Raw genomic sequence first — 22607 nt, 5'->3', positions numbered from 1 at the left:
GTACCGAATCGATTCGATGATTGTCACACTCGCGGGTACGATCGAGGGATGCGCGCGCGCCGAGCCACCATCGCCGACGTCGCCCGTGCCGCGGGTGTCTCGCCGTCGACGGCGTCGGTGGTCTTCAGCGGGCGGACGCCGGTGTCGGACGCCACCCGCCAGCGGGTGCTCGCCGCCGCCGCCGAACTCGGGTACACGGGGCCCGACCCGCGGGCCGCGTCTCTGCGACGCGGCCGGTCGGGCATCGTCGGCGTGGTCTTCGACTCTCCTCTCAGTTCCGCCTTCCTCGATCCTGTGACGACGCAGGTCATGGACGGACTCACCGAAGGGGTCGCCGAGCTGGGCGCGGGTGTGCTCCTCCTCCGCGACAACTCGAAGGATCCCGATCTCGCCGACGCGCAGCCGACCCTCATGACGGCGCCGATCGATGCCGCCGTGCTCATCGGATGCAGCACGGTCATGCGCGAGTCGCTCGACGTCATGCGCGCGCGCAACATCCCCGTGGTCGTGATCGAGGGCGATGCCGGCGAGGGCGTGCCCCAGATCCGTCTCGACAACCGCGAGGCGCAGCGGCAGGCGGCCAGCCACCTCGCGTCGCTCGGACACCGCCGGGTGGCGATCGTGACACTGCCGAGCGGCCTCGACAGCCCCGGGCGGTGGATGGAGCACGCCGAGGAGTCGAGGATCAGCGTCGACGTCACCCGCGATCGACTGTCGGGCGCCCGCGACGTCTACCCCGATGCCCCGGCGTTCGCCGCCGCGGCGAGCTCGATCGACGAGGGCTTCGCGGCGGGTCGGGCGATCTTCGCCGCACGACCGCACCCGACGGCGGTCATCGCGCAGAGCGATCTGCTCGCGGCGGGTGTGATCCGCGCCGCCGAGGAAGCGGGGCTCCGTGTTCCCGACGACGTGAGCGTGACGGGATTCGACGGCGTGATCGTCGACGGGCTGGCGCCTTACGCCCTGACGACCCTGATCCAGCCGTCGACGGAGAAGGGTCGGGCCGCGGGCGACGCCGTCGCGGCGATGCTCGAGGGGCGGGACGCCGCGTCGCTGCTGTTCACCTGCGTGTTCCGCGAGGGCAATACGACCGCACCCGTCGCGCGCGAGGCCTGATCGGTCCGGTGGCTGGACGCCGGGCGCTGATGCGCCGGGTAGAATAGGTCAGACACCCCGAGCGCCCGGGCAACCGCCCGTCGACCCCCGAGGAGGCCGCATGTTGGTACTCCTTGCCGCGTTCGCGGTCGTGCCGCTCCTGCTCCCGTTCCTCGTGAAGAGGCTGGGAGCACGGGCCTTCTACGTCGCCGCCCTCCTCCCGGCAGCCGCGTTCGTGCAGGCGGCCATCGCGACCCCGGTCGTCCTCGACGGCGACATTCCTTTCGAGGCATACGACTGGATCCCCTCGCTCGGCATCTCGCTATCGATGCGGATGGACACCCTCGGGTGGCTGATGGCGCTCGTCGTCAGCGGCGTCGGGGCGCTCGTGATGATCTACTGCCGCTGGTACTTCCGCGGCAAGGACGAGGGGCTCGGACAGTTCTCCGCCGTCCTGCTCGCCTTCGCGGGGGCGATGTACGGCCTCGTGCTGACCGACGACCTCGTGGTGCTCGTGATGTTCTGGGAAGTCACCAGCATCCTGTCGTACCTGCTCATCGGGTACTACCACCGCCGCGGTGCGAGCCGTCGTGCCGCGCTGCAGGCGCTGCTCGTGACCACCCTCGGCGGTCTCGTGATGCTCATCGGCGTGGTGCTTCTGGTCGTCGATACCGGCACGTCGAGCATCTCCGCGATCCTCGCCCTCGCGCCGACCGGGCCGATCGTCGACGCGGCACTCGTGATGCTGCTGGTCGGGGCGCTCAGCAAGTCGGCCATCTTCCCCTTCCACTTCTGGCTCCCCGGTGCCATGGCCGCGCCGACTCCGGTCAGCGCCTATCTGCACGCGGCCGCGATGGTGAAGGCGGGCATCTACCTGATCGCCCGGCTGGCGCCCGTCTTCGCGTTCGCCCCCAGCTGGCGCCCGATCGTGCTCGCGCTGGGCATCTTCACGATGCTGCTCGGCGGGCTCCAGGCGCTGCGCGAGACCGACCTGAAGCGCATCCTCGCGTTCGGCACCGTCTCGCAGCTCGGTTTCCTCACCGTCGTGCTCGGCTACGGAACGCAGGAGGCCGCCCTGGCCGGCCTCGCGCTGCTGCTCGGTCACGCCCTGTTCAAGTCGTGCCTGTTCCTCGTCGTCGGCGTCATCGACCGCCAGCTCTCCACCCGAGACATCCGCGAGCTCAGCGGCGTCGCGCGACAGGCACCCGTGCTCACGGTGGTCTCCACGATCGCCATCGCCTCGATGGCCGGCATCATTCCCACGCTCGGCTTCGTGGCCAAGGAGAGCGCGCTCACGGCGTTCGTCGAAGAGGCTCTCCACGGTGAGACGTGGGGGCTCGTCGCCCTGATCGGCGTATCGCTCGGCTCGGTGCTCACCGCCGCCTACGGAGCCCGGTTCCTGTGGGGCGCGTTCGGCACGAAGAAGGACGACGAGGGCCGCGCGATCGATCGCACCGAGTGGCCCGATCCGCCGATCGGCTTCCTCGCGTCGCCGGTCGTGCTGTCCCTCCTCACGCTCGCGGGCGGATTCGGGGCTCCGCTCCTCGACCGCGTGCTCCAGCCGTACGCGCAGACGGCCGCTCCCGCGAGCCCCGGACTGCCCGAGCCCGAGAGCACCCCCTATCTGGCGCTCTGGCACGGCCTCGAGCCCGCGCTCTTCATCTCCCTCGGCACGCTCGTCGTGGGCGTGTTCGTCTTCTGGATCACCCGTCGCGCCACGCCCGCAACCGCCCGCCGGGTGCTGCCGTTCACCGCGGTCGACGTCTACAACGCGGTTCTGCGCTTCATCGCCCGCGCGTCGGTTTTCACCACGAGCCTCACCCAGCGAGGCTCGCTGCCCGTCTACGTCGGCATGATCTTCCTCGTCTTCGTCGTCGCCGAGGGCACCGTGCTCCTGTCGAGCCCCGTCTGGCAGGCGCAGCTCGACGCGTGGCACACGCCCGCGCAGCTGGCCGTGGCCCCGGTCATGATCGCCGCCGGCGTGCTCGCGGTGAACGCCCGCAAGCGCTACAGCGGCGTCGTGCTCGTCTCCGTCACCGGCCTCGGCATGGTCGTGCTCTTCGCCACGAGCGGCGCCCCCGACCTCGCCCTCACGCAGATCCTCGTCGAGACGGTCACGCTGATCGCGTTCGCCCTCGTGCTGCGCCGCATCCCCGCGCGGATGGGCGACCACAACGCGTCGGTCTGGCCGCTCGCCCGCGCCGTGCTCGCGATCGGCGCCGGCGCGACCATGGCGCTCGTCGCGATCGTGGCGACCGGTGCCCGACAGGTGCGGCCCATCTCCGACAGCTTCCCGATGCTCGCCTACGAGATCGGCCACGGTCGCAACGTCGTGAACGTCGCCCTCGTCGACCTCCGCGGGTGGGACACGATGGGCGAGCTGTCGGTGCTCGTGCTCGCTGCCACCGGCGTCGCCTCCCTGGTGTTCGTCACGCACCGCTCCGACACGCTGTCGAAGCTGACCACGCGTCTGCCGCGTCTCACCAAGCGCGGACGCGGTGCCCTCGTCGAGACCGCCGAGGGCGTGCGCGCGCGCACCGACGACACGAGCAACCGTCCGCAGGCCTGGCTGTTCGCCGGGCAGCGGGTGCGGCCCGAGAACCGCTCGATCATCCTCGAGGTCGTGGTGCGGGTGCTCTTCCACACGATCATCGTCGTGTCGCTGTACCTCCTCTTCGCCGGTCACAACCTTCCCGGCGGCGGCTTCGCGGGCGGCCTCGTCGCCGGCATGGCCCTCGTCATGCGCTACGTCGCGGGCGGTCGCTACGAGCTGGGAGCCGCGGCTCCCGCGGACCCTGGCCGCCTGCTCGGCGTCGGGATGGCGCTCGCGGTCGGCTGTGCGATCGTGCCGCTGCTGTTCGGTGCGGCGCCCCTCACCAGCACGTTCTGGGAGTTCGAGATCCCCGTCCTCGGCCACGTGGAGTTCGTCACCTCGACGATCTTCGACGTCGGTGTCTATCTCGTGGTCATCGGGCTCGTGCTCGACGTGCTGCGCAGCCTCGGTGCCGAGGTCGACCGACAGACGCAGGAGCTGCGCGCGCAGGGGGCGAGTGCCCGATGAACGTCTCGCTCGTCCTCATCATCATCATGGCGGTGCTCTTCGCCTGCGGTGTCTACGCGATGCTCGAGCGCAGCCTCACCCGCGTGCTCATCGGGTTCCTCCTGCTCGGCAACTCGGCGAACCTCATGCTGCTCATCGTGATGGGCGAGCCAGGAGTGGCTCCGTTCTACCCCGACTCGTCGACCCCCGAGGGGTACTCCGACCCCCTGCCGCAGGCGCTGACGCTGACGGCGATCGTCATCACGTTCGCCGTCTCCGCCTTCCTGCTCGCCCTCATCTACCGGTCGTGGCAGCTCGGTCAGGCCGACACGGTGGAGGACGACGCCGAAGACGTGGCCATGCGCGCGCGCACCTCGCAGGACGAGGAGGCAATGGACGTCGAGGTCGACGAGGAGGACGACGACGCGACGACCGACTTCGTCGGGGTCGAGAGCTCGCCGCTGCGGCTCCTCGGCAACCGCGACTACACGAATCTGCGCGACGATGCGCCGTCCGACCGCCCCGCCGCATCCGAACAGCCGGTTCGAACCGACAGACCCGACAGCCGAGACGACGAGAGCGAGGAAGACCGATGAGTTCTCTCGTCCCCCTCCTCGTCACCCTGCCGCTGCTCGGCGCGGCGATCGCCCTCATCGCGGGGCGCCACCGCCGCACCCAGATCACCGTGTCGATCGCGACGCTGACGCTGACGATGGTCATCGCCGCCGTGCTGCTGGTCTACGTCGATGCGTCCAACGTGCCGATCGCCGTGTCTGTCGGCGGGTGGCCCGTGCCCTTCGGCATCGTGCTCTACGTCGACAGGCTCGCCGCGCTGCTCGTGCTGGTCTCGAGCGTCGTGCTGCTCTCCGTCCTCCTCTTCTCGGTCGGACAGGGCGCCGAGGACGGCGACGAAGACACCCCGGTGTCGATCTTCCACCCGTCGTATCTGATCCTGGCGGCGGGCATCTTCACCGCCTTCATCGCGGGCGACCTGTTCAACCTCTACGTTGGGTTCGAGATCCTGCTCGTGGCGTCGTACGTGCTCATCACGCTCGGCGGCACCGAGAACCGCATCCGCACGGGCGTGGTCTACATCGTCGTCTCGCTCGTGTCGTCGATCCTCTTCCTCGCGGCGATCGGCGCGATCTACGGAGCGCTCGGCACGGTCAACCTGGTGCAGCTGTCGGAGCGCATGGTCGAGCTCCCGCAAGAGACGCAGCTCGTGCTGCACCTCATGCTGGTCGTCGCCTTCGGCATCAAGGCGGCCGTCTTCCCGCTGTCGTTCTGGCTGCCCGACTCCTACCCCACCGCGCCGGCTCCGGTGACGGCGGTGTTCGCGGGCCTTCTGACGAAGGTCGGCGTCTACGCGCTGATCCGCACCGAGACCGAGATCTTCCGCGACAACGACATCAACCTGCTGCTGCTGATCGTGGCGCTGGCGACGATGATCGTCGGTGTGCTCGGCGCCGTGGCCCAGGCGGAGCTCAAACGGATCCTGTCGTTCACCCTCGTCAGCCACATCGGCTACATGATCTTCGGCCTGGCCATTGCGACGCCGGCCGCCATCGGGGCGACGATCTACTACATCGTCCACCACATCGTGGTGCAGACGACCCTGTTCCTCGCGATCGGACTCGTCGAGCGCCGGGCGGGCAGCACGTCGGTGCTGCGCGTACGCGGACTCATGCGTGCCGCGCCCGTCATCGCGGTGCTCTACTTCATCCCCGCGGTGAACCTCGGCGGCCTGCCGCCGTTCTCGGGCTTCATCGGCAAGTACGCCCTGTTCGACGCCGCCGCCGAGATCGGCACTCCGATCATGATCGTGCTGATCGTGGGCGGTATCGTCACCTCGCTCCTCACCCTGTACGCCCTCATGCGCGCCTGGAACCTCGCCTTCTGGCGCGAGGACGAGGACTCGGCGGAGTCGGACGAGCGCATCTCGTACCTGGGTGACTCGCCCGAGGCGGGCACGAAGACCGAGCGTCGCGCGATCCCGAAGATCATGACCGCCTCGACGGCGGGGATGGTCGCCGTCACCGTCGCGCTGACGATCTTCGCCGGGCCGCTGTACGAGGTCTGCACGCGCATCGGCGAATCGCTCCTGCAGCCGGTCACCGTCGTGCAGCTCGAACAAGAGGCCGGCTCATGATGCGGGACGAAGAGGTCGCCTCATGATGCGAGAGAAGAAAGACGCGCTGCACCAGCTGTGGCGGCAGCTGCCGTTCTTCGTGTGGCTCGTCGCCCTGTGGATGCTGCTGTGGGGGCAGTTCACGGTCGTGGCCTTCCTGACGGGCGTGGTCGCAGCGGTGATCGTCACGCGCGTGTTCCGCCTCCCGCCCGTGCAGCTGTCGGGCCGGTTGAACCTCTGGTACGGGCTCGTCTTCGTCGTGACCTTCTTCGCGGCCCTCGTGCGCGGTTCGCTCCTGGTGGCCTGGCAGGTCATCGACATCCGTCGGCAGCCCAGCAGCGCGGTGATCGCGGTGCAGCTGCGCACGGACGACGACCTGATCATGACCCACACCGCGGTGACGGCCTCGCTGATCCCCGGCTCGCTCATCGTCGAGGCCGACCGGGATCGACGCATCCTGTATCTCCACGTCATCGGCGTCGACAGCGACGACGACGTCGAGGCGCTCCGGAAGTCGATCCTCGGCTGGGAGGCGCGCATCGTGCGCGCGGCCGGCTCTCGCAGCCAGCTCGAGATGATCCGCAAGGCCTCCGTCGACACGCCGCGCCAGGGAGGAACGCCCGTATGAACATCCTGCTGCTGGTGATCTTCGTCGTCTTCGCGGTCGCGGCGCTCCTGACGCTCTGGCGCATCGTGACCGGCCCGTCGATCCTCGACCGTGCGGTCGCCTCCGACGTCCTGCTGACCGAGGTCATGTGCGTGCTGGGCGCCGAGATGGCGATCAACCAGCACACCCGCACCCTGCCGGTGCTGCTCATCATCGCCGCGGTGGGGGTCTTCGGGTCGATCTCGATCGCTCGGTTCGTCGCGAGGAAGGACAACGCAGACCAATGATCCTCGCGACCGCCCCCATCGAAGTCACGGCTTCTCCGCTCGACGCGGTGCTCGATACCGTCGCCCTCGTGCTGATCCTCGTCGGCGCACTGCTGTGCCTCACCGCCGCCATCGGCCTGCTGCGCTTCCGCGACGTGCCCACCCGGCTGCACGCCGCCACCAAGCCGCAGGTGCTCGGCCTCATCGTGATCTGCATCGCGATCGCGCTGTCGCTGCGCTCGTGGGCGGTGCTCGCCTTCATCATCCCGATCGTGCTGATCCAGCTCGCGACCGCGCCGCTCTCGGCGCACATGGTCGGCCGACAGGCCTACCGCAACGGCACGCTCGACCGCGCCGCGCTGTACACCGACGAGCTGCGCGCCTCGAAGGAGACCCCGCCCGCGGCGGGCGGCTGACCCGACCGTAGGAGATGACGCGGGCGTAGGACGATTCCCGCAGAATCGGCCTGCCTCCGGCCCATCTCCTACCTCCGGTGCGGCCGGCTCAGCCGATCACGCTCGGCTGAAGGTCGCGCAGGGTGCGGAAGCGGGTCATGCGCCCGACGCCGATGGCCGCGAAGATGCCGGCGCCGACGAGCCACGTGCCGAGGACGGCGAGGTCGAGCCACACCCGGTCGAGGTCTCCGCCGTACATGACCTGGCGCATCGCGTCGACGACGTAACCCATCGGCAGCACGTGATGGAGCGCCGCGAGAGGCGCGGGCAACGTCTGCCACGGGAACGTGCCGCCCGCGGTGACGAGCTGGAGCACCATCAGCACGAGCCCGAGGAACTGTCCGACCGATCCGAGCCACACGTTCAGCGCGAGCACGATCGCCGCGTACGTGGCCGTCGCCAGCAGCAGGATGCCGAGGGTCGCGAGCGGATTCGCGAACGAGAAGCCGAGGGCGAGGGCGAGGACGCCGAACAGCCCCAGCATCTGCAGGCCGCCGAGGAGGGCGGGCGTCAGCCACCCGGCGAGCGTGACCCGCAGGGGCGAGTGAAGGGCCGTGACCGCGCGACGCGACACCGGCTTCACGATGAGGAACAGGGCGTAGATGCCGATCCAGGCCGCCAGGGCGGCGAAGAACGGCGCCAGTCCCGCGCCGTAGTTCTGCGCCTGGGTGAGGGCGCTGGTCGAGACCGCCACCGGGTCGGATAGCGTCGACGCCTGGCTGGCACGGGTCGCATCGTCGGTGTCGGGGATCTGGTTCACCCCGTCGGCGAGCCCGGTCTGCAGTTGCGCGGCGCCGTCGGCGAGCTGGGCGATGCCGCCGTCGAGGCTGCTCGCGCCGTCGCTCAGTTGCGCGGCGCCGTCCGCGGCGGATGCTGCGCCGTCGGCGAGGGCCGCGGAACCCGAGGCGAGCTGCTGCGCGCCGGTCGACACCTGCTGCGCGCCGGCGGAGAGCTGATCGATCTGCCCGACGGCGGTCTGCACGCGCGTATTGGCGTCCGTCAGGCGCTGCCCCACCGGGTCGAGGGCCGCCAGCACCTCCGCGATACGGGCCGGGTCGACACCGGCGTCGGCGAGCCTCTGCGCGATGTCGGCGCGGGCGGTCGGCAGCAGCGAGGCGGCGTCGGCGGATGCTGAGGCGACGCGGTCCGCGACGGTCGCCACCTGCTGCGTGCCGGCGGCGACCTGCTGGGCGCCCGAGCTCACCTGTGCGGCGCCGTCGCGGAGCGTCGTGGCACCGTCGCGCAGCTGGGCCGTGCCGGAGGCGAGCGCCCCGGCGCCGTCGGCGAGTCGCGTGGATCCGTCGCGGGCGGTGCCGAGGCCGTCGACGAGCTGCTGGGCCCCCGACGCCGCATCCGTCAGCTTGACCCGGATCGTGGAGAGCGCGTTCAGCAGTGTGAGGCCGCCCTGGTCGACGACCTTCTGCGCCACGGTCGACTGGATGCGGGCGACGGCCTGCGTGCCGATCGTCGAGGCGAGGTAGTTGTTCGCGTCGTTCGTCCGCAGCACGATGTCGGCCTGACGGGGCGCGTCGGTCGAGATCGAGGCGATGGAGGCAGAGAAGTCGGCGGGCACCTCCACGATGAAGTCGAAGTCGCCGTTCTCGAGCCCGGCCGTTGCGGCATCGGTCGAGACCTGGTGCCACTCGAACGTGTCGCCGCCGAGCAGCTCGTCGGCGACCTCGTCACCGAAGTTTCGCTGCTGGCCGTTCACCGTGGCCCCCGTATCGTCGACGACGAGGGCGACGGGCACCCGGGAGAGGCTGCCGTACGGGTCCTGGTTCGCCCACAGGTAGAGGCCGCCGTAGAGGATCGGCACGAGCAGCAGCGCGACGAGCGCGATCAGCGACATGCGCGATGAGGTGAGCCGCCGCAGTTCGGCGGCGATCATCTGCGGGACCTTCATCGTTCGTCCTCCGTCGGTGCGGATGCTTCGGTGTCGGGCGCATCGGCGCCGATGCCGGGTGCGGGGTCGGTGTCGGCGGCCACCGTGTCGTCGGCGGTCGGGGCGTCGGCCCCGGTGTCGGGGGAGACCTGTTCGGGTGCCGTCTCGCCGGTCGGCGGGGGTGTCTCGTCCTCCCCCTCGGAAGCGGCGGGAACGACTTCGGTCGCGTCGGCGGGGAGCGATGCGTCGATCTCGACCGAGAGCACCGACTGCGATGCGCGCCCGGCGATCGCGAGTACCGCGTAGCCGCGCTCGGCGAACTCCGTCGCGACGCGCCACCAGTTCTGCGGTTCGCCGCCGTGGCGGTCGGGGGAGGTGAGCACGATGCCCTCGACGCCCTTCCGGAGCGCTGCGAGCTCGAGCAGGATGCGGATGCGCGCGGCCGGCTCGATGTTGCCGATCGGCGTGCCGGCCAACTCGCCCAGGCCCAGGTCGTCGAGCCAGCGCCGGGCGGCGAACGGGTTCGGCGACGCCCCGGCGAACATCAGCTCCTCGGCGACGACGCCGGCCACGGTCACCGCGGGCGCGGGCTCGGACACCTCGAGCGCGTCGACGAGCGCGACCCGGCGACGGATGCCCGCCGCATCCTTGCGTCCGTCGAGCAGCACCTCGCCGGTGTCCGCCCGCATGCGCCCGGACGCCAGCAGCCCCAGGACGGTGGGGCGCTGCTCGGTCTCGGCGACCGCGAGGGTCACCCGCCCCGTCTCGAAGGTGAGCGACGTCTCCGGCAGCGCCCGCTCGGCGCGCCCCTTGCTCACGCCGCGCAGCTCGATCCTCATTCGCCCGCCTCCTCGGCGTCGTCGGCCAGCAGTTCGATGCTCTCGCGCCACGAGAGGCCCGCGATGCCCAGCACCGCTTTCACCGCGAGCTCGCCCCCGTCGCCCGCATCGACGTGCAGGTGCGAGACCACGGCGCGGCCGGTGCCCTCGATGAGGTCGGTGAGCACGTCGGCGGGGATGTCGGTGCGCAGGGATCCGTCGGCTCGGCCTCGTGCGACGATCTCCGCGATCTTCGCCCGCAGCGGCGCGAGGGCCGCGGCGGTGTGGGAGACGTGGGTCTCGTCGAGGGCGATCGCGGCAGCCGCGCGCACGTGCGACGCCTCGTGCCACAGCGCGGCGGCGAGGAGTGCGAGCGCTCGACGCGGATCGGGATCGTCGATGCGGGCGGCGATCGCGTTGAACCGGGCGGCACCGGTGACGATCACCTCGGTGACGAGGGCATCGCGGTCGTCGAAGTGTCCGTAGAGTGCACGCCGAGACAGGCCCGCCGATCTCGCGATCGCATCGAGCGAGGCGTGGGGGTCGCGTGCGATCTCGACGGCGGCGGCCGACACGATGCCCGCCCGGTTGGCCTGGGCGTCGCGGCGCGGTCGGCGCACGGCAGAAGAAGTCATGCCGCTATTCTGACACGAAACTGCACACGTGTGTGCAGTTTAATTTCCCACCCTCGGGTCAGTCGGTACCGGAGTCGAACGCGGCGGCTTCGCCCGCAGCATCCGTCGCCTCGGCGAGGCGCTGGTCGGCGGCATCGGGGCGCTGCGCGGGCTCGGTGACCCCGTCGGCGCCGCCGGCCGTGACGCGCCCGACGAGTTCGCCCGTGGGTCCGCCGAGGAGGCCCAACCCCGCGTACTGCTCGAGGCGGGTGCGCGAGTCGGCGATGTCGAGGTTGCGCATCGTCAGCTGTCCGATGCGGTCGGTGGGGCCGAAGGCGGCGTCGCCGACGCGCTCCATCGAGAGCTTCTCGGGACCGTACGACATGGTCGGCGCGGTGGTGTCGAGGATCGTGTAATCCTCTCCGCGACGCAGGCGCAGCGTGACCTCGCCCGTGATGGTCGAACCGACCCACTTCTGAATCGACTCGCGGAGCATGAGCGACTGCGGCTCGAGCCAGCGGCCCTCGTACATGAGGCGGCCGAGCCTGCGGCCCTGCTCGTGGTAGGTGGCGAGGGTGTCTTCGTTCAGGATGCTGTTGACCAGCCGCTCGTAGGCGATGAACAGCAGTGCCATCCCCGGCGCTTCGTAGATGCCGCGCGACTTCGCCTCGATGATGCGGTTCTCGATCTGGTCGCTCATGCCGAGTCCGTGGCGGCCGCCGATGCGATTGGCCTCGAAGACGAGGGCGACCGGATCGGTGTACTCGACGCCGTTGAGGGCCACCGGGCGTCCCCGGTCGAAGGTCACCGTGACGTCTTCGGTGGCGATCTCGACCGACGGGTCCCAGAAGCGTACGCCCATGATGGGCTCGACGGTCTCGAGTGAGACGTCGAGGTGCTCGAGGGTCTTGGCCTCGTGCGTCGCTCCCCAGATGTTCGCGTCGGTGGAGTAGGCCTTCTCGACGCTGTCGCGGTAGGGGAAGCCGTGCTCGACGAGCCACTCGCTCATCTCCTTGCGGCCGCCGAGCTCGGTGACGAAGTCGGCGTCGAGCCACGGCTTGTAGATGCGCAGAGCGGGGTTGGCGAGCAGACCGTAGCGGTAGAACCGCTCGATGTCGTTGCCCTTGTAGGTCGAGCCGTCGCCCCAGATGTCGACGCCGTCTTCCTTCATGGCGCGCACGAGCAGCGTGCCGGTGACGGCGCGACCGAGCGGCGTGGTGTTGAAGTAGGTGCGTCCGCCGGAGCGGATGTGGAACGCGCCGCACGAGAGGGCGGCGAAGCCCTCCTCGACGAGCGCCGACTTGGCGTCGACCAGGCGAGCGACCTCGGCGCCGTACTCGAGCGCGCGACCCGGGATCGATGCGATGTCGTCCTCGTCGGGCTGCCCGAGGTCGCCGGTGTAGGTGCAGGGCACGGCGCCCTTATCGCGCATCCACGCGACGGCGACGGAGGTGTCGAGTCCTCCCGAGAAAGCGATGCCGACGCGCTCGCCGACGGGCAGGGACTGAAGGACCTTGGACATGCTCTCGATTCTACTGAGACCCGGTCTCCGCCCTCGCGCGCGGGTCTGTGCCGGAATGTGGCGCATTCCTACGACTGCCCGTACCGATTGGTACGGTCATTCGCCGGATGCTGTGGCGCTGGCCCCCGGGCGCGGGTCGAGCGCCGGAATGTGGCGCATTCCTGACATTGACCACGCCGATTCGTGCCGTCAGTTCGCAAAACCTGTCGCCGTCGCCGCGTTGCGCGTGGCGAGCGTCGCGAAGGCGTCGGCCAGCTCGGGCGGGCCCACCACCTCGACATCCGTGTCGAAGCGGTTCAGCGAGGCCGCCAGCGCGACCCACGACCACGCGCCCACCTCGACGCGGCAGCGCGCGCCGTCGAGCTCCTCGACCACGCCGTCCCCGATGTAGGGCACGACGTCGCGAGCGGGGAGGGACAGCACGACCGTGCCCGTGCAGGGCCACCGGTCGGCGCCGGTCGCTCCTCGGAAGCGGCCCGACACGAAGGCGGCCACATCGCCACCCGGCACCTCGCGGGGCGCGAAACGCGGTCCGTTCGGTGTGCGGGGTGAGATGCGGTCGGCCCGGAAGAGGCGCCAGTCGTCGGCCGACGGGTCCCACGCCACCAGGTACCAGCGGCGGTTCGCGCTCACGAGGTGGTGCGGCTCGACGCGGCGCGGCGGTCGGGGTTCGCTCTCGCCCGCTCGGGAGTCTCCGGCGTAGTCGAAGCGGAGGGTCTCTCTCGCGCGGACCGCGCTCGACAGCGAGACGAGCACGTCGGGTGCGACCGGCTCGACGACGGGGTCGCCGGGCGACCCGGGGATCGAGACGAACTCCAGGGCGCCGAGGCGGTGGCGCAGACGCGACGGCATCACCTGCCTCACCGTGGTGAGCGCGCGCAGCGCCGCCTCCTCGATGCCGGCGCCGGTGACCGCCGCGGTCTGCAGTGCCACGGCGAGGGCGATCGCCTGGTCGTCGTCGAAGAGCAGCGGCGGCAGCTCGCTGCCGGCATCGAGACGGTATCCGCCGTCGGGTCCCATCGTCGCGCGGATCGTGTATCCCATCTCGCGGAGTCGGTCGACGTCGCGCCGCACGGTGCGGTCGCTGATCTCGAGACGTTCGGCGAGCAGCGCGCCCGGCCAGTCGCGCCGCGTCTGCAGCAGCGACAGCAGCGCGAGGAGGCGGGCGGCGGGCGTTGACATGACTCGACAGTAGTTCGAGTGCAGGACCGAATCTGTCCTAGACGGCGACGAGGGTGGATGTCGTCGGGAAGCCCGACGGCACACAGAGGAGCAGAGCATGAGCATCACGACCACCACCCACCTCAACTTCCGCGGCGACGCGCGCCAGGCGCTCGAGTTCTACCAGTCGGTCTTCGGCGGCGACGTGACGATCGCGACGTACGGCGATCTCGGCATGCCCGCCGACGCACCCGGGGCCGACGGCGTCGTGTTCGGGCAGGTCGTGACGCCCGAGGGGTTCCGCGTCATGGCCTACGACATCCCGGGGCAGACGGGAGGCGCGCGGGAGACCGGTTCGACGCGACGTGAGAACGGCGTCACGCTCACCGATCAATCGTTCTTCGTCTCGGTGCGCTGCGACTCGCTCGACGACGCGCAGGGCTACTGGCGGCAGCTGGCGGTCGGGGCGATCGTCGTCGAGCCCCTCGCCGCGTCGGCATGGTCGCCGGGCTTCGGCATGCTGACCGACCGGTTCGGCGTCACCTGGATCGTCGACGTGGCCGCCGTCCACCCCGCGGCCTGAGGGGCGAGCGGATGCTGCGGCGGCCGCGCGTGCGGCGGTGACGCAGCATCCGCTCCTGCCCGGGGCCGGGAGCGCTCCCGGACACCGCGAGCCCGGTCGCGGCCGATACCAAGTTGTGACGAGATTCGACGCAGAAAATGCGTGACGTGCCCTCCACACCGCGAGTAAGTTGACCCACGCAACGTATGTCCTGCAATCGGGATCGGCGGTGCGCCACAAGCAGCAACCCGGAAGCCAGCGTCGTCTACGGAACCGGACACCGGCGTCTCCCACTCCACTCGGTGACACGAGCGGGATGAGCGATGCGGGTCGACGCCGACTCGTATTCCTTGGAAGGATTCTCATGTTCAAAGGCAGAACACTCATCACCCTGGTCGTCACGGGCGGCCTTCTCGCCTCCCTCGCCGCGTGCGCACCGGCCGGAACCTCGGGCGGCACGGGCGGCGACGCCGGCGGCACGGACTGCAACGTGGGCATCGCGATGCCGACCCGCAGCCTCGAGCGCTGGATCAACGACGGTGAAGGGTTGAAGACGAAGCTCGAGGGCGACGGCTGCACGGTCGACCTGCAGTACGCCGACAACAAGACCGACCAGCAGATCAGCCAGATCCAGAACCAGGTGGCCGGCGGCGCGAAGATCCTCGTGGTGGCCGCGATCGACGGTGAGACGCTCGGACCGGTGCTCGAGGACGCCACGAGTCAGGGTGTGACGGTCATCGCCTATGACCGCCTGATCAACGGCACCGAGGCGGTCGACTACTACGCGACGTTCGACAACTACAAGGTCGGGACGCTGCAGGGACAGTTCATCGAAGACCAGCTCGGCCTCGCCGACGGCGCCGGCCCGTTCAACTTCGAGCCGTTCGCCGGAAGCCCCGACGACAACAACGCGGGCTTCTTCTTCCAGGGTGCGTGGGACGTGCTCCAGCCCTACGTCGAGAGCGGCCAGCTCGTCATCCCGTCGGGCAAGCTCTCGGCGACCAACGACGACTGGAAGTCCATCGGAATCCTCGGCTGGGGATCCGACGACGCCCAGGCCGAGATGGACAACCGCCTGCAGTCGTTCTACACCGGCGGCCAGAAGGTCCAGGTCGTGCTCTCGCCGAACGACAGCCTCGCGCTGGGCATCGAGCAGTCGCTGCTGTCGGCGGGATACGCCCCGGGCGCCGACTGGCCCATCATCACCGGACAGGACGCTGACAAGGCCAACGTGCAGGCGATCCTCGCCGACCAGCAGTCGATGACCGTCTGGAAGGACACGCGAGCCCTCGGCGACCGTGTGCAGTCGATGGTGCAGTCGATCGTCGCCGGCGAGGTCCCGGAGACGAACGACGACACGACGTACGACAACGGCGTGAAGGTCGTTCCGTCCTACCTGCTCGACCCCCAGGTCGTCGTGAAGGACGACGTGCAGTCGGTGCTGATCGACTCGGGCTTCCTCAAGGCGTCCGACGTCGGACTCTGATCACCACACCCCGATCGGCGTCGGCTTCGCGGCCGGCGCCGATCGGGGTCCGTCGAGCGAAGGGCAAGCATGGACAACGCCATACTCACGATGCAGGGCATCGTGAAGGACTTCAGCGGCGTGAAGGCGCTCAACGGCGTCGACCTCGAGGTGAAGCGCGGCGAGGTGCACGCCGTCTGCGGCGAGAACGGCGCGGGGAAGTCCACTCTGATGAAGGTGCTGAGCGGGGTCTACCCGCACGGGTCGTTCGACGGCACGATCACCTTCGAGGGCAAGGAGGTGGCCTACCGGTCGATCAACGACAGCGAGCGCGACGGGATCGTGATCATCCACCAGGAGCTCGCCCTCAGCCCCTACCTGTCGATCGCCGAGAACATCTTCCTCGGCAACGAGAATGCGCGCGCCGGCGTCATCGACTGGAACCAGACGAACGCCGAGGCGGCCAAGCTGATCGCGCGCGTCGGTCTGCAGGAGAACCCGGCGACGAAAGTGCTCGAGCTCGGCGTCGGCAAGCAGCAGCTCGTCGAGATCGCGAAGGCCCTGTCCAAGCGTGTCAAGCTCCTCATCCTCGACGAACCGACCGCGGCGCTGAACGACGACGACTCCGCGCATCTGCTCGATCTGATCAAGCACCTGCGCGGGCAGGGCATCACGTCGATCATCATCTCCCACAAGCTCAAGGAGATCCGCGCGATCGCCGACACGGTCACCGTCATCCGCGACGGTTCGACCATCGAGGCGTTCCCCGTCGACGACAGCGAGGAGATCGAGACGCGCATCATCCGTGACATGGTCGGACGCTCGCTCGACAGCCAGTTCCCGCATCGCGAACCGCATCTGGGCGAGGAGAAGTTCCGGGTGGAGCACTGGAACGCCTACCACCCGGTCGACCCCGCCCGGAAGGTCGTCGACGACGTGTCGTTCTCGGTGCGCGCGGGGGAGATCGTCGGGTTCGCCGGGCTCATGGGCGCCGGGCGCACCGAGCTGGCGATGAGCATCTTCGGTCGTTCCTACGGCACCGACATCTCCGGGAAGGTGTTCAAGGACGGCGTCGAGATCTCGACGAAGACCGTCGACGAGGCCATCCGTCACGGGATCGCCTACGCCACGGAGGACCGCAAGCGGTACGGCCTCAACCTCATCGGCAGCATCACGGTGAACGTCTCGGCCGCCGCTCTGGGAAAGCTCGCCCGTCTCGGCGTGATCGATCGCAACCGCGAATACGCGGTGGCCGAGGACTACCGCAAGCAGATGAACATCAAGACCCCGTCCGTCTCCACGCTCACGGGGTTCCTCTCCGGAGGCAACCAGCAGAAGGTCGTGCTCAGCAAGTGGATCTACTCGGGTCCTGACGTGCTGATCCTCGACGAACCCACCCGCGGGATCGACGTGGGCGCCAAGTTCGAGATCTACGGGATCATCAACGAGCTCGCCGCCCAGGGCAAGGCCGTGATCGTCATCTCGTCCGAGCTGCCCGAGCTGATCGGTCTCGCCGATCGGATCTACACGATCGCCGAGGGGCGCCTCACGGGCGAGATCGCCCGCGCCGACGCCACGCAGGAGGAACTCATGCGGCACATGACCGCAGGTCGACCCGAAGGAGTAAAGCCGTGACCCTCACCGCACCCGAGCAGGCCACCCCGACCGGTCCGATCGGGCCGAGCAAGCCGCGCCGACGGCTGCGCATCGACATGCGGCAGTACGGGATCCTCGCCGCGCTCGCGATCATCATCCTGCTGTTCCAGGTGCTGACCGGAGGACGACTCCTTTACCCCGGCAACGTCAGCAACCTCATCCAGCAGAACGCATACGTGCTGATCCTCGCGATCGGCATGGTGATCGTGATCATCGCGGGCCACATCGACCTCTCCGTCGGCTCGATCGTCGCGGTCGTCGGCGCGGTCGCGGCGCTGTCCATGCAGTCGTGGGGGCTGCCGTGGTGGGCCGCGGTCGTGATCGCCCTCATCACCGGGGCGCTGATCGGGGCCTGGCAGGGCTTCTGGGTCGCCTTCGTCGGCATACCCGCCTTCATCGTGACCCTTGCCGGCATGCTCGTCTTCCGCGGTCTCGCGCTGGTGCTGCTCACCGGCGGCACGATCAGCGGGCTCCCGCCGGAGTTCAACGCGATCGGCTCGGGGACCCTCCCGACCACGGGAACGCCCGACCTCATCACCTTCGCGATCGCGGCGCTCGCCGCCGTGGCCCTGATCTTCCAGCAGGTGCGGACGCGGGCGACGCTGCGGCGCCTCGGACTGCCGCGCGAGCGCGCGGTGTCGGCCTGGATCAAGGTCGGGATCGCCGTCGCCGCGATCCTCTATGTGGCGTACCTGCTGGCCTACAACCGCGGCACGCCGATCATCCTCATCATCCTGGCCGCGCTGATCCTCATCTACTCGTTCGTGCTCAGCCGCACCGTGTTCGGCCGCCACGTCTACGCGATGGGCGGCAACCTCTTCGCGGCGCAGATGTCGGGAGTGAAGACGAAGTGGGTCACGTTCTTCATCTTCGTCAACATGGGGTTCCTCGCCGGACTCGCCGGCGTGGTCAGCACCGCCCGGGCCGGAAGCGCGGTCGCATCGGCGGGCACCAGCTTCGAGCTCGACGCCATCGCCGCGGTCTTCATCGGCGGCGCGGCGGTGCAGGGCGGCGTCGGCACGGTCGTCGGCGCGGTCATCGGTGGTCTGGTCATGGGCGTGCTCAACCAGGGCCTGTCGATCCTGTCGGTGGATGCTGCGTGGCAGCAGGTCATCAAGGGACTCGTGCTGCTGCTCGCCGTCGCGTTCGACGTGATGAGCAAGCGGCGCTCCGGGCGCTGACCGGCAGCGACGACGAAGGGGACGGCCGAGCGGCCGTCCCCTTCGTCGTTCCCGCCGGGTCGCGGATCAGTCGATGGTGACGCCCGAGATCACGACGGGCGTCACGGGAGCGCCGTCGCCGGAACCGCCCTCGGCGCCTGCGGCGGCGATCTCGCGCACGACCGCGAGGCCCTCAGCATCCATCTGTCCGAAGACCGTGTACGACGGGGGGAGCTGCGAGTCCTCGTACACGAGGAAGAACTGCGAACCGTTGGTGTCGGGGCCGGCATTGGCCATGGCGACGGTGCCGGCGGGGTAGGTCTCGCTGCCGTCGAGCTCGTCGCCGAAGCTGTAGCCGGGGCCGCCCATGCCGGTGGCCGAGGGATCGCCGCACTGCAGCACGTAGATGCCCGAGGTCGTGAGGCGGTGGCACTCGCTGTCGTCGAAGTAGCCCTGCTGGGCGAGCGAGACGAAGCTGTTGACGGTGCAGGGGGTGCGCTCGGCGTCGAACGTCATCGGGATCGCGCCGGCCGACGTCTCGAGGGTCACGTTCTGCGCGCCGACGGGATCGGCCGGGGGAGCGGTGACGTCACCGGCCGCTGCCTGGCCGCTCTCGACGTAGGAGCACCCGCCGTCGGCGGTCGGCTCCGCGGCAGGTGACGTGGGGCTCGCGCATCCCGCCAGGACCAACAGCGAGAGGGCGGCCAGAGAGACGGTGGCGAAGCGGGTGCGCATGCTTCCAGATTAGAGCCGCCGCCCGGGCGGTCATCGCCGTCAGCGCGGCAGGCGGGGCACCGCGGCGACGAGCTGGCGGGCGTACGCCGTCGAGGGGGAGGAGAGGATGCTGCGCGTCGCGCCCGCCTCGACGATGCGCCCGTGCTGCAGCACCACGGTGCGTTCGCAGACCGAGGCCACCGCGCTGAGGTCGTGCGAGACCATCACCAGCGTGAGGCCGTTCTCGCGGCGGAGGCGAGCGAGCAGGTCGATGACCTGCACTCGCGTGGTGACGTCGAGGGCGCTCACCGGCTCGTCCGCCAGCAGCACGCGCGGACGGGACACGAGGGCGCGGGCGATCGCGATGCGCTGGCGCTGCCCGCCGGAGAACTCGTGCGGGTACCGGGTGAGGGTGCCGGCGTCGAGGCCGACGGCGGCGACGGCCTCCTCCACGCGCGATGCGGCGTCGGCACCGCGCGCGAGACCGAGGGAGCGCAGCGGCTCACCGACGATCCGGTCGATGCGCTGGCGCGGATCGAGGGAGGAGTAAGGATCCTGGAAGACCGGCTGCACGCTCGCGCGGAACCGCCGCATCAGCGACCGGTCGCGAAGGTCGAGCGGCCGGCCGTCGAACAGCACCGACCCGTCGCGTGGGGCGGCGAGGCCCAGCAGGAGGCGCAGGATCGTCGACTTTCCCGCACCCGACTCGCCGACGAGCCCGACCGACTCCCCCTCGGCGACGCTGAGCGAGACGTCGTCGAGCACGCTGCGCGATCCGTAGGAGAAGCCGGCGTCGCGAAGTTCCAGCACGCTCATTCGACACCTCCCTCGGAGGCGTCGAGCGCGGCGTCGAGCGAGCGGGCGCTGGCGACGAGGGCGCGGGTGTACGGATGCTGCGGATCGCGCAGCACGCGGTCGACCGGCCCCTCCTCGACCGCGACGCCGCGCTGCAGCACGACGATGCGCTCGACCATCCGCGAGACGACGGCGAGGTCGTGGCTGACGAAGAGCAGCGCCATGTCCCGCTCGGCGATGAGCCTTTCGAGCAGCGTCAGCACGGCGTCCTGCACGGTGACGTCGAGCGCGGTGGTCGGCTCGTCGGCGATGAGCAGCTGCGGGCGTGCTGCGAGGGCGATCGCGATCGCGACGCGCTGACGCTGACCGCCCGAGAGCTCGTGCGGGTAGGCGCGCGCGATGCGGGGGTCGGTCAGTGCGACCTCCGACAGCGCCGTCGAGACGGCGTCGCCGAGCGCGCCGCCCCGGAGGTTCAGGTGGCGTCGCAGCGGCTCGGCGAGCTGCTTCCCGACGCGCATGAGCGGATCCAGCGCCGTCAGCGGCTCCTGGAAGACGACCTGCGCGACGGGACCTCGGAGCGCACGCAGCCGCGCGTCGGGGGTGCCGACGATCTCGTGCCCGGCGAGGCGCACCGAGCCGGAGACGCGCAGAGCAGAGGGCAGCAGTCCGACCGCGGCGAGCGAGGTCAGCGACTTGCCCGACCCCGATTCCCCGATCAGCCCCACGCGGTCTCCGGCGTCGAGGGTGAAGGAGACGGCGTCGACGAGGGGCGCAGCATCCGCCCGCACCGAGAGCCCGCTCACATCGAGAAGAGTCATCGCGCTCTCCGTCTCGTCGGATCGGCGACGTCGCGCAGGCCGTCGGCGAGGAAGTTGACACCCAGCACGAGGGCGACGATCGCGAGTCCGGGCGCGATCGCCCCGACGGGTGCGTTGAGCACGGTGCCCTGGGCCTCCTGCAGCATCCGGCCCCACGAGGCGTTCGGCGGCGGGGCGCCGAGGCCGAGGTACGACAGGCTCGCCTCGGCGAGCACGGCCACGCCAAACTGCAGGGCGAGGCTCACCGCGAGGGTGGGGGCGATGTTCGGCAGCACGTGGTGCCACACGATCCCGAGCAGACGGGTGCCGCTCGTGCGGGCGGCCGTGACGTACTGCTCCTGCAGCACGCGCCGGGCGAGGATACGGGTCAGTCGGGCGACCACGGCCGACATCGCCAACCCGATCGCGAGGGTCGCCGACCACAGCGACGCGCCCTGCACGGCGACGACGAGCATCGCCAGCAGCAGCACGGGGAACGCGATCACGACGTCGAGGGCGGAGGAGAGCGTGTCGTCGAGCCAGGGGCGCGAGAACGCCGTCACCAGCCCGATGAGCGTCCCGAGCACGCCGGCGAGGAGCACCGCGCCGGCACCCACCAGCAGTGCGATGCGCGCGCCGACCATCAGCTGCGACAGGAGGTCGCGGCCGAGGCGGTCGGTGCCGAGCAGGTGTGCCGAGCTCGGGCCGTCCAGACGGCCGCCGCTGATGTCGTCGAGCGGGTAGGGCAGCCAGAACAGCGACACCAGCGCGACGAGGACGACCAGGGCGGTGAGCACGATCCCGACCACCAGGGTGATCGAGCGTCGCCGGGATGCTGCGGGCGCAGCATCCGCGATGTTCTGCTCGATGACCGCGCTCACCGGTTGCCCGAGACGCTCGTGCGCAGGCGCGGATCGATGAGGCGCTGCGCGATGTCGGCGGCGAACCCGACGAGCAGCACGAACAGGGTGCTCACCACGAGCACGCCCTGGATGTTCGCGTAATCGTGCTGCTGGATGCCGGTGAGCAGCAGGCTGCCGAGACCGGGGAGCGTGAAGACGCTCTCCACCACGACCGCGCCGAGGAGCGTCGTCGACAGCTCCACGCCGAGCACCGCGACGACGGGCACGGCGCCGTTGCGCAGACCGTGACGCAGCAGCGCCTCGGTCATCCCGGCGCCGCCCGCGCGGGCGGTGCGCAGGTAGTCGCTGCCGAGCACGTCGAGCGTCGCCGAGCGCACGTAGCGGCTGAGCGAGGCGCTCATCACGATCGCGATCGCGATGACGGGGAGCGTGAGGGCGCGAAGCGCGGCGGCCGGGTCTTCCCAGTCGCTGCGGGGGAAACCTCCCGAAGGGAGGAGTCCGAGCTGGAGGGCGAAGATCCACACGAGGATCACACCGACCCAGAAGACGGGGACGGCGACCCCGAGCTGCGAGAAACCGCTCAGCACCACTCCGTACCAGCGGTCGGCCTTCACCGCGGCGGTGATGCCGATGACGAGCGACAGGACGAGCGCGAGACCGAAGGCGAGCAGCGTCAGGGGCAGCGTGATCGCCAGGCGCGAGGCGATCTCGGGCCCGACGGGCCGCGAGCTGATGTACGACTCGCCGAGGTCGAAGCGCACGAGCTGCCCCGCCCAGGTCGCGAACTGCGTCAGCAGCGGCTGGTCGGAGCCCACCTGCGCCCGGGCCGCGGCGATCTGCTCGGGCGTCGCGTCGATCGACAGCAGCGCGTTGGCGGGATCGCCCGGCAGGAGCCGCAGCAGCACGAAGATCACGATGAGGGCGACCGCCAGCGACACCAGGAGGAACCCGGAGCGGCGGAGCACGTAGGTGAGCATCGGATCTCGACAGGGAACGGGCGGGGGGAT

General features: G+C 70.1%; 21 protein-coding genes. 11 read left to right on the top strand and 10 right to left on the bottom strand.

The window, feature by feature from the left end; translation table 11 throughout:
• The first annotated feature begins 48 nt into the window (after nt 1–48).
• From FVP77_RS11535 to mnhG, 7 genes are all read left to right on the top strand, one after another.
• Nucleotides 49–1116, top strand: coding sequence for a LacI family DNA-binding transcriptional regulator (locus tag FVP77_RS11535; RefSeq protein ID WP_147894759.1), 1068 nt, complete (start codon nt 49–51; stop codon nt 1114–1116).
• 100 nt (nt 1117–1216) lie between these two features.
• Complete coding sequence (locus FVP77_RS11530) at nt 1217–4156, top strand: Na+/H+ antiporter subunit A (RefSeq protein ID WP_147894758.1); 2940 nt, start codon at nt 1217–1219, stop codon at nt 4154–4156.
• Entirely contained in the window at nt 4153–4731 is a 579-nt protein-coding gene (locus FVP77_RS11525; protein ID WP_147894757.1) for a Na(+)/H(+) antiporter subunit C, read from the top strand. Before FVP77_RS11530 ends, FVP77_RS11525 begins: the two co-directional genes overlap by 4 nt.
• The gene (locus tag FVP77_RS11520; RefSeq protein ID WP_147894756.1) at nt 4728–6284 is read left to right on the top strand and encodes a Na+/H+ antiporter subunit D; all 1557 of its coding nucleotides are present in this window, start codon (nt 4728–4730) and stop codon (nt 6282–6284) included. Before FVP77_RS11525 ends, FVP77_RS11520 begins: the two co-directional genes overlap by 4 nt.
• A gap of 25 nt (nt 6285–6309) precedes the next feature.
• Entirely contained in the window at nt 6310–6891 is a 582-nt protein-coding gene (locus FVP77_RS11515; protein WP_147895643.1) for a Na+/H+ antiporter subunit E, read from the top strand.
• Nucleotides 6888–7157, top strand: a complete 270-nt coding sequence (locus FVP77_RS11510) for an MrpF/PhaF family protein (RefSeq protein WP_147894755.1) — start codon at nt 6888–6890, stop codon at nt 7155–7157. The genes FVP77_RS11515 and FVP77_RS11510 overlap by 4 nt, the downstream gene beginning before the upstream one ends.
• Nucleotides 7154–7552, top strand: coding sequence for a monovalent cation/H(+) antiporter subunit G (mnhG, locus tag FVP77_RS11505; RefSeq protein ID WP_147894754.1), 399 nt, complete (start codon nt 7154–7156; stop codon nt 7550–7552). Before FVP77_RS11510 ends, mnhG begins: the two co-directional genes overlap by 4 nt.
• Before the next feature lie 88 nt (nt 7553–7640).
• On the opposite strand, the gene FVP77_RS11500 is transcribed toward mnhG, so the two are convergent.
• The 5 genes from FVP77_RS11500 to FVP77_RS11480 form a co-directional block, all read right to left on the bottom strand.
• Nucleotides 7641–9494 carry a YhgE/Pip family protein gene (locus FVP77_RS11500; protein ID WP_147894753.1) on the bottom strand — a complete coding sequence of 618 codons (1854 nt, stop codon included), beginning with the start codon at nt 9492–9494 and terminating at the stop codon, nt 7641–7643.
• Nucleotides 9491–10312, bottom strand: coding sequence for a hypothetical protein (locus FVP77_RS11495; RefSeq protein ID WP_187266916.1), 822 nt, complete (start codon nt 10310–10312; stop codon nt 9491–9493). The genes FVP77_RS11500 and FVP77_RS11495 overlap by 4 nt, the downstream gene beginning before the upstream one ends.
• Complete coding sequence (locus FVP77_RS11490) at nt 10309–10926, bottom strand: TetR/AcrR family transcriptional regulator (protein ID WP_147894752.1); 618 nt, start codon at nt 10924–10926, stop codon at nt 10309–10311. The genes FVP77_RS11495 and FVP77_RS11490 overlap by 4 nt, the downstream gene beginning before the upstream one ends.
• 58 nt (nt 10927–10984) lie before the next feature.
• A complete protein-coding gene (gene argG / locus FVP77_RS11485) occupies nt 10985–12427 on the bottom strand; it encodes an argininosuccinate synthase (RefSeq protein ID WP_147894751.1) in 1443 nt (480 codons plus the stop codon).
• Nucleotides 12428–12616: 189 nt separating this feature from the next.
• Nucleotides 12617–13609, bottom strand: a complete 993-nt coding sequence (locus FVP77_RS11480) for a helix-turn-helix transcriptional regulator (RefSeq protein WP_147894750.1) — start codon at nt 13607–13609, stop codon at nt 12617–12619.
• Between the two features lie 97 nt (nt 13610–13706).
• On the opposite strand from FVP77_RS11480, the gene FVP77_RS11475 reads away from it, so the two are divergent.
• The 4 genes from FVP77_RS11475 to mmsB all read left to right on the top strand — a co-directional run bounded on the left by FVP77_RS11475 (nt 13707) and on the right by mmsB (nt 18452).
• Nucleotides 13707–14171: a VOC family protein gene (locus tag FVP77_RS11475; protein WP_147894749.1), complete on the top strand. Its 465-nt coding sequence runs from the start codon at nt 13707–13709 to the stop codon at nt 14169–14171.
• Nucleotides 14172–14514: 343 nt separating this feature from the next.
• Nucleotides 14515–15636 (top strand): multiple monosaccharide ABC transporter substrate-binding protein, encoded by a 1122-nt coding sequence (chvE, locus tag FVP77_RS11470; RefSeq protein ID WP_147894748.1) that lies wholly within the window; start codon nt 14515–14517, stop codon nt 15634–15636.
• Nucleotides 15637–15705: 69 nt separating this feature from the next.
• Nucleotides 15706–17250: a multiple monosaccharide ABC transporter ATP-binding protein gene (mmsA, locus tag FVP77_RS11465; RefSeq protein ID WP_147894747.1), complete on the top strand. Its 1545-nt coding sequence runs from the start codon at nt 15706–15708 to the stop codon at nt 17248–17250.
• Nucleotides 17247–18452, top strand: coding sequence for a multiple monosaccharide ABC transporter permease (mmsB, locus tag FVP77_RS11460; RefSeq protein WP_425463138.1), 1206 nt, complete (start codon nt 17247–17249; stop codon nt 18450–18452). The genes mmsA and mmsB overlap by 4 nt, the downstream gene beginning before the upstream one ends.
• Before the next feature lie 66 nt (nt 18453–18518).
• Here the strand turns inward: mmsB and FVP77_RS17185 are convergent, their stop codons facing one another.
• Genes FVP77_RS17185 through FVP77_RS11435 form a run of 5 tightly spaced genes read right to left on the bottom strand, consistent with a single transcriptional unit; the run spans nt 18519 to nt 22577 of the window.
• Entirely contained in the window at nt 18519–19166 is a 648-nt protein-coding gene (locus FVP77_RS17185) for a peptidylprolyl isomerase (protein ID WP_147894746.1), read from the bottom strand.
• A gap of 39 nt (nt 19167–19205) precedes the next feature.
• Entirely contained in the window at nt 19206–19961 is a 756-nt protein-coding gene (locus FVP77_RS11450) for an ABC transporter ATP-binding protein (RefSeq protein ID WP_147894745.1), read from the bottom strand.
• Complete coding sequence (locus FVP77_RS11445) at nt 19958–20758, bottom strand: ABC transporter ATP-binding protein (protein ID WP_147894744.1); 801 nt, start codon at nt 20756–20758, stop codon at nt 19958–19960. Before FVP77_RS11445 ends, FVP77_RS11450 begins: the two co-directional genes overlap by 4 nt.
• A complete protein-coding gene (locus FVP77_RS11440) occupies nt 20755–21618 on the bottom strand; it encodes an ABC transporter permease (protein ID WP_147894743.1) in 864 nt (287 codons plus the stop codon). Before FVP77_RS11440 ends, FVP77_RS11445 begins: the two co-directional genes overlap by 4 nt.
• Nucleotides 21615–22577: an ABC transporter permease gene (locus FVP77_RS11435; protein ID WP_147894742.1), complete on the bottom strand. Its 963-nt coding sequence runs from the start codon at nt 22575–22577 to the stop codon at nt 21615–21617. Before FVP77_RS11435 ends, FVP77_RS11440 begins: the two co-directional genes overlap by 4 nt.
• Nucleotides 22578–22607 lie beyond the last annotated feature (30 nt).

Source organism: Microbacterium hatanonis (assembly GCF_008017415.1).
GTDB lineage: Bacteria > Actinomycetota > Actinomycetes > Actinomycetales > Microbacteriaceae > Microbacterium > Microbacterium hatanonis.
The sequence above is the reverse complement of the archived record's forward strand: the minus strand, read 5'-3'. Positions and strand labels throughout refer to the sequence as shown.

Coding starts and splice junctions, on each gene's coding strand:
- FVP77_RS11535 (WP_147894759.1), top strand. CDS start 49: ATGCGCGCGCGCCGAGCCACCATCGCCGACGTCGCCCGTGCCGCGGGT.
- FVP77_RS11530 (WP_147894758.1), top strand. CDS start 1,217: ATGTTGGTACTCCTTGCCGCGTTCGCGGTCGTGCCGCTCCTGCTCCCG.
- FVP77_RS11525 (WP_147894757.1), top strand. CDS start 4,153: ATGAACGTCTCGCTCGTCCTCATCATCATCATGGCGGTGCTCTTCGCC.
- FVP77_RS11520 (WP_147894756.1), top strand. CDS start 4,728: ATGAGTTCTCTCGTCCCCCTCCTCGTCACCCTGCCGCTGCTCGGCGCG.
- FVP77_RS11515 (WP_147895643.1), top strand. CDS start 6,310: ATGCGAGAGAAGAAAGACGCGCTGCACCAGCTGTGGCGGCAGCTGCCG.
- FVP77_RS11510 (WP_147894755.1), top strand. CDS start 6,888: ATGAACATCCTGCTGCTGGTGATCTTCGTCGTCTTCGCGGTCGCGGCG.
- mnhG (WP_147894754.1), top strand. CDS start 7,154: ATGATCCTCGCGACCGCCCCCATCGAAGTCACGGCTTCTCCGCTCGAC.
- FVP77_RS11500 (WP_147894753.1), bottom strand. CDS start 9,494: ATGAAGGTCCCGCAGATGATCGCCGCCGAACTGCGGCGGCTCACCTCA.
- FVP77_RS11495 (WP_187266916.1), bottom strand. CDS start 10,312: ATGAGGATCGAGCTGCGCGGCGTGAGCAAGGGGCGCGCCGAGCGGGCG.
- FVP77_RS11490 (WP_147894752.1), bottom strand. CDS start 10,926: ATGACTTCTTCTGCCGTGCGCCGACCGCGCCGCGACGCCCAGGCCAAC.
- argG (WP_147894751.1), bottom strand. CDS start 12,427: ATGTCCAAGGTCCTTCAGTCCCTGCCCGTCGGCGAGCGCGTCGGCATC.
- FVP77_RS11480 (WP_147894750.1), bottom strand. CDS start 13,609: ATGTCAACGCCCGCCGCCCGCCTCCTCGCGCTGCTGTCGCTGCTGCAG.
- FVP77_RS11475 (WP_147894749.1), top strand. CDS start 13,707: ATGAGCATCACGACCACCACCCACCTCAACTTCCGCGGCGACGCGCGC.
- chvE (WP_147894748.1), top strand. CDS start 14,515: ATGTTCAAAGGCAGAACACTCATCACCCTGGTCGTCACGGGCGGCCTT.
- mmsA (WP_147894747.1), top strand. CDS start 15,706: ATGGACAACGCCATACTCACGATGCAGGGCATCGTGAAGGACTTCAGC.
- FVP77_RS17185 (WP_147894746.1), bottom strand. CDS start 19,166: ATGCGCACCCGCTTCGCCACCGTCTCTCTGGCCGCCCTCTCGCTGTTG.
- FVP77_RS11450 (WP_147894745.1), bottom strand. CDS start 19,961: ATGAGCGTGCTGGAACTTCGCGACGCCGGCTTCTCCTACGGATCGCGC.
- FVP77_RS11445 (WP_147894744.1), bottom strand. CDS start 20,758: ATGACTCTTCTCGATGTGAGCGGGCTCTCGGTGCGGGCGGATGCTGCG.
- FVP77_RS11435 (WP_147894742.1), bottom strand. CDS start 22,577: ATGCTCACCTACGTGCTCCGCCGCTCCGGGTTCCTCCTGGTGTCGCTG.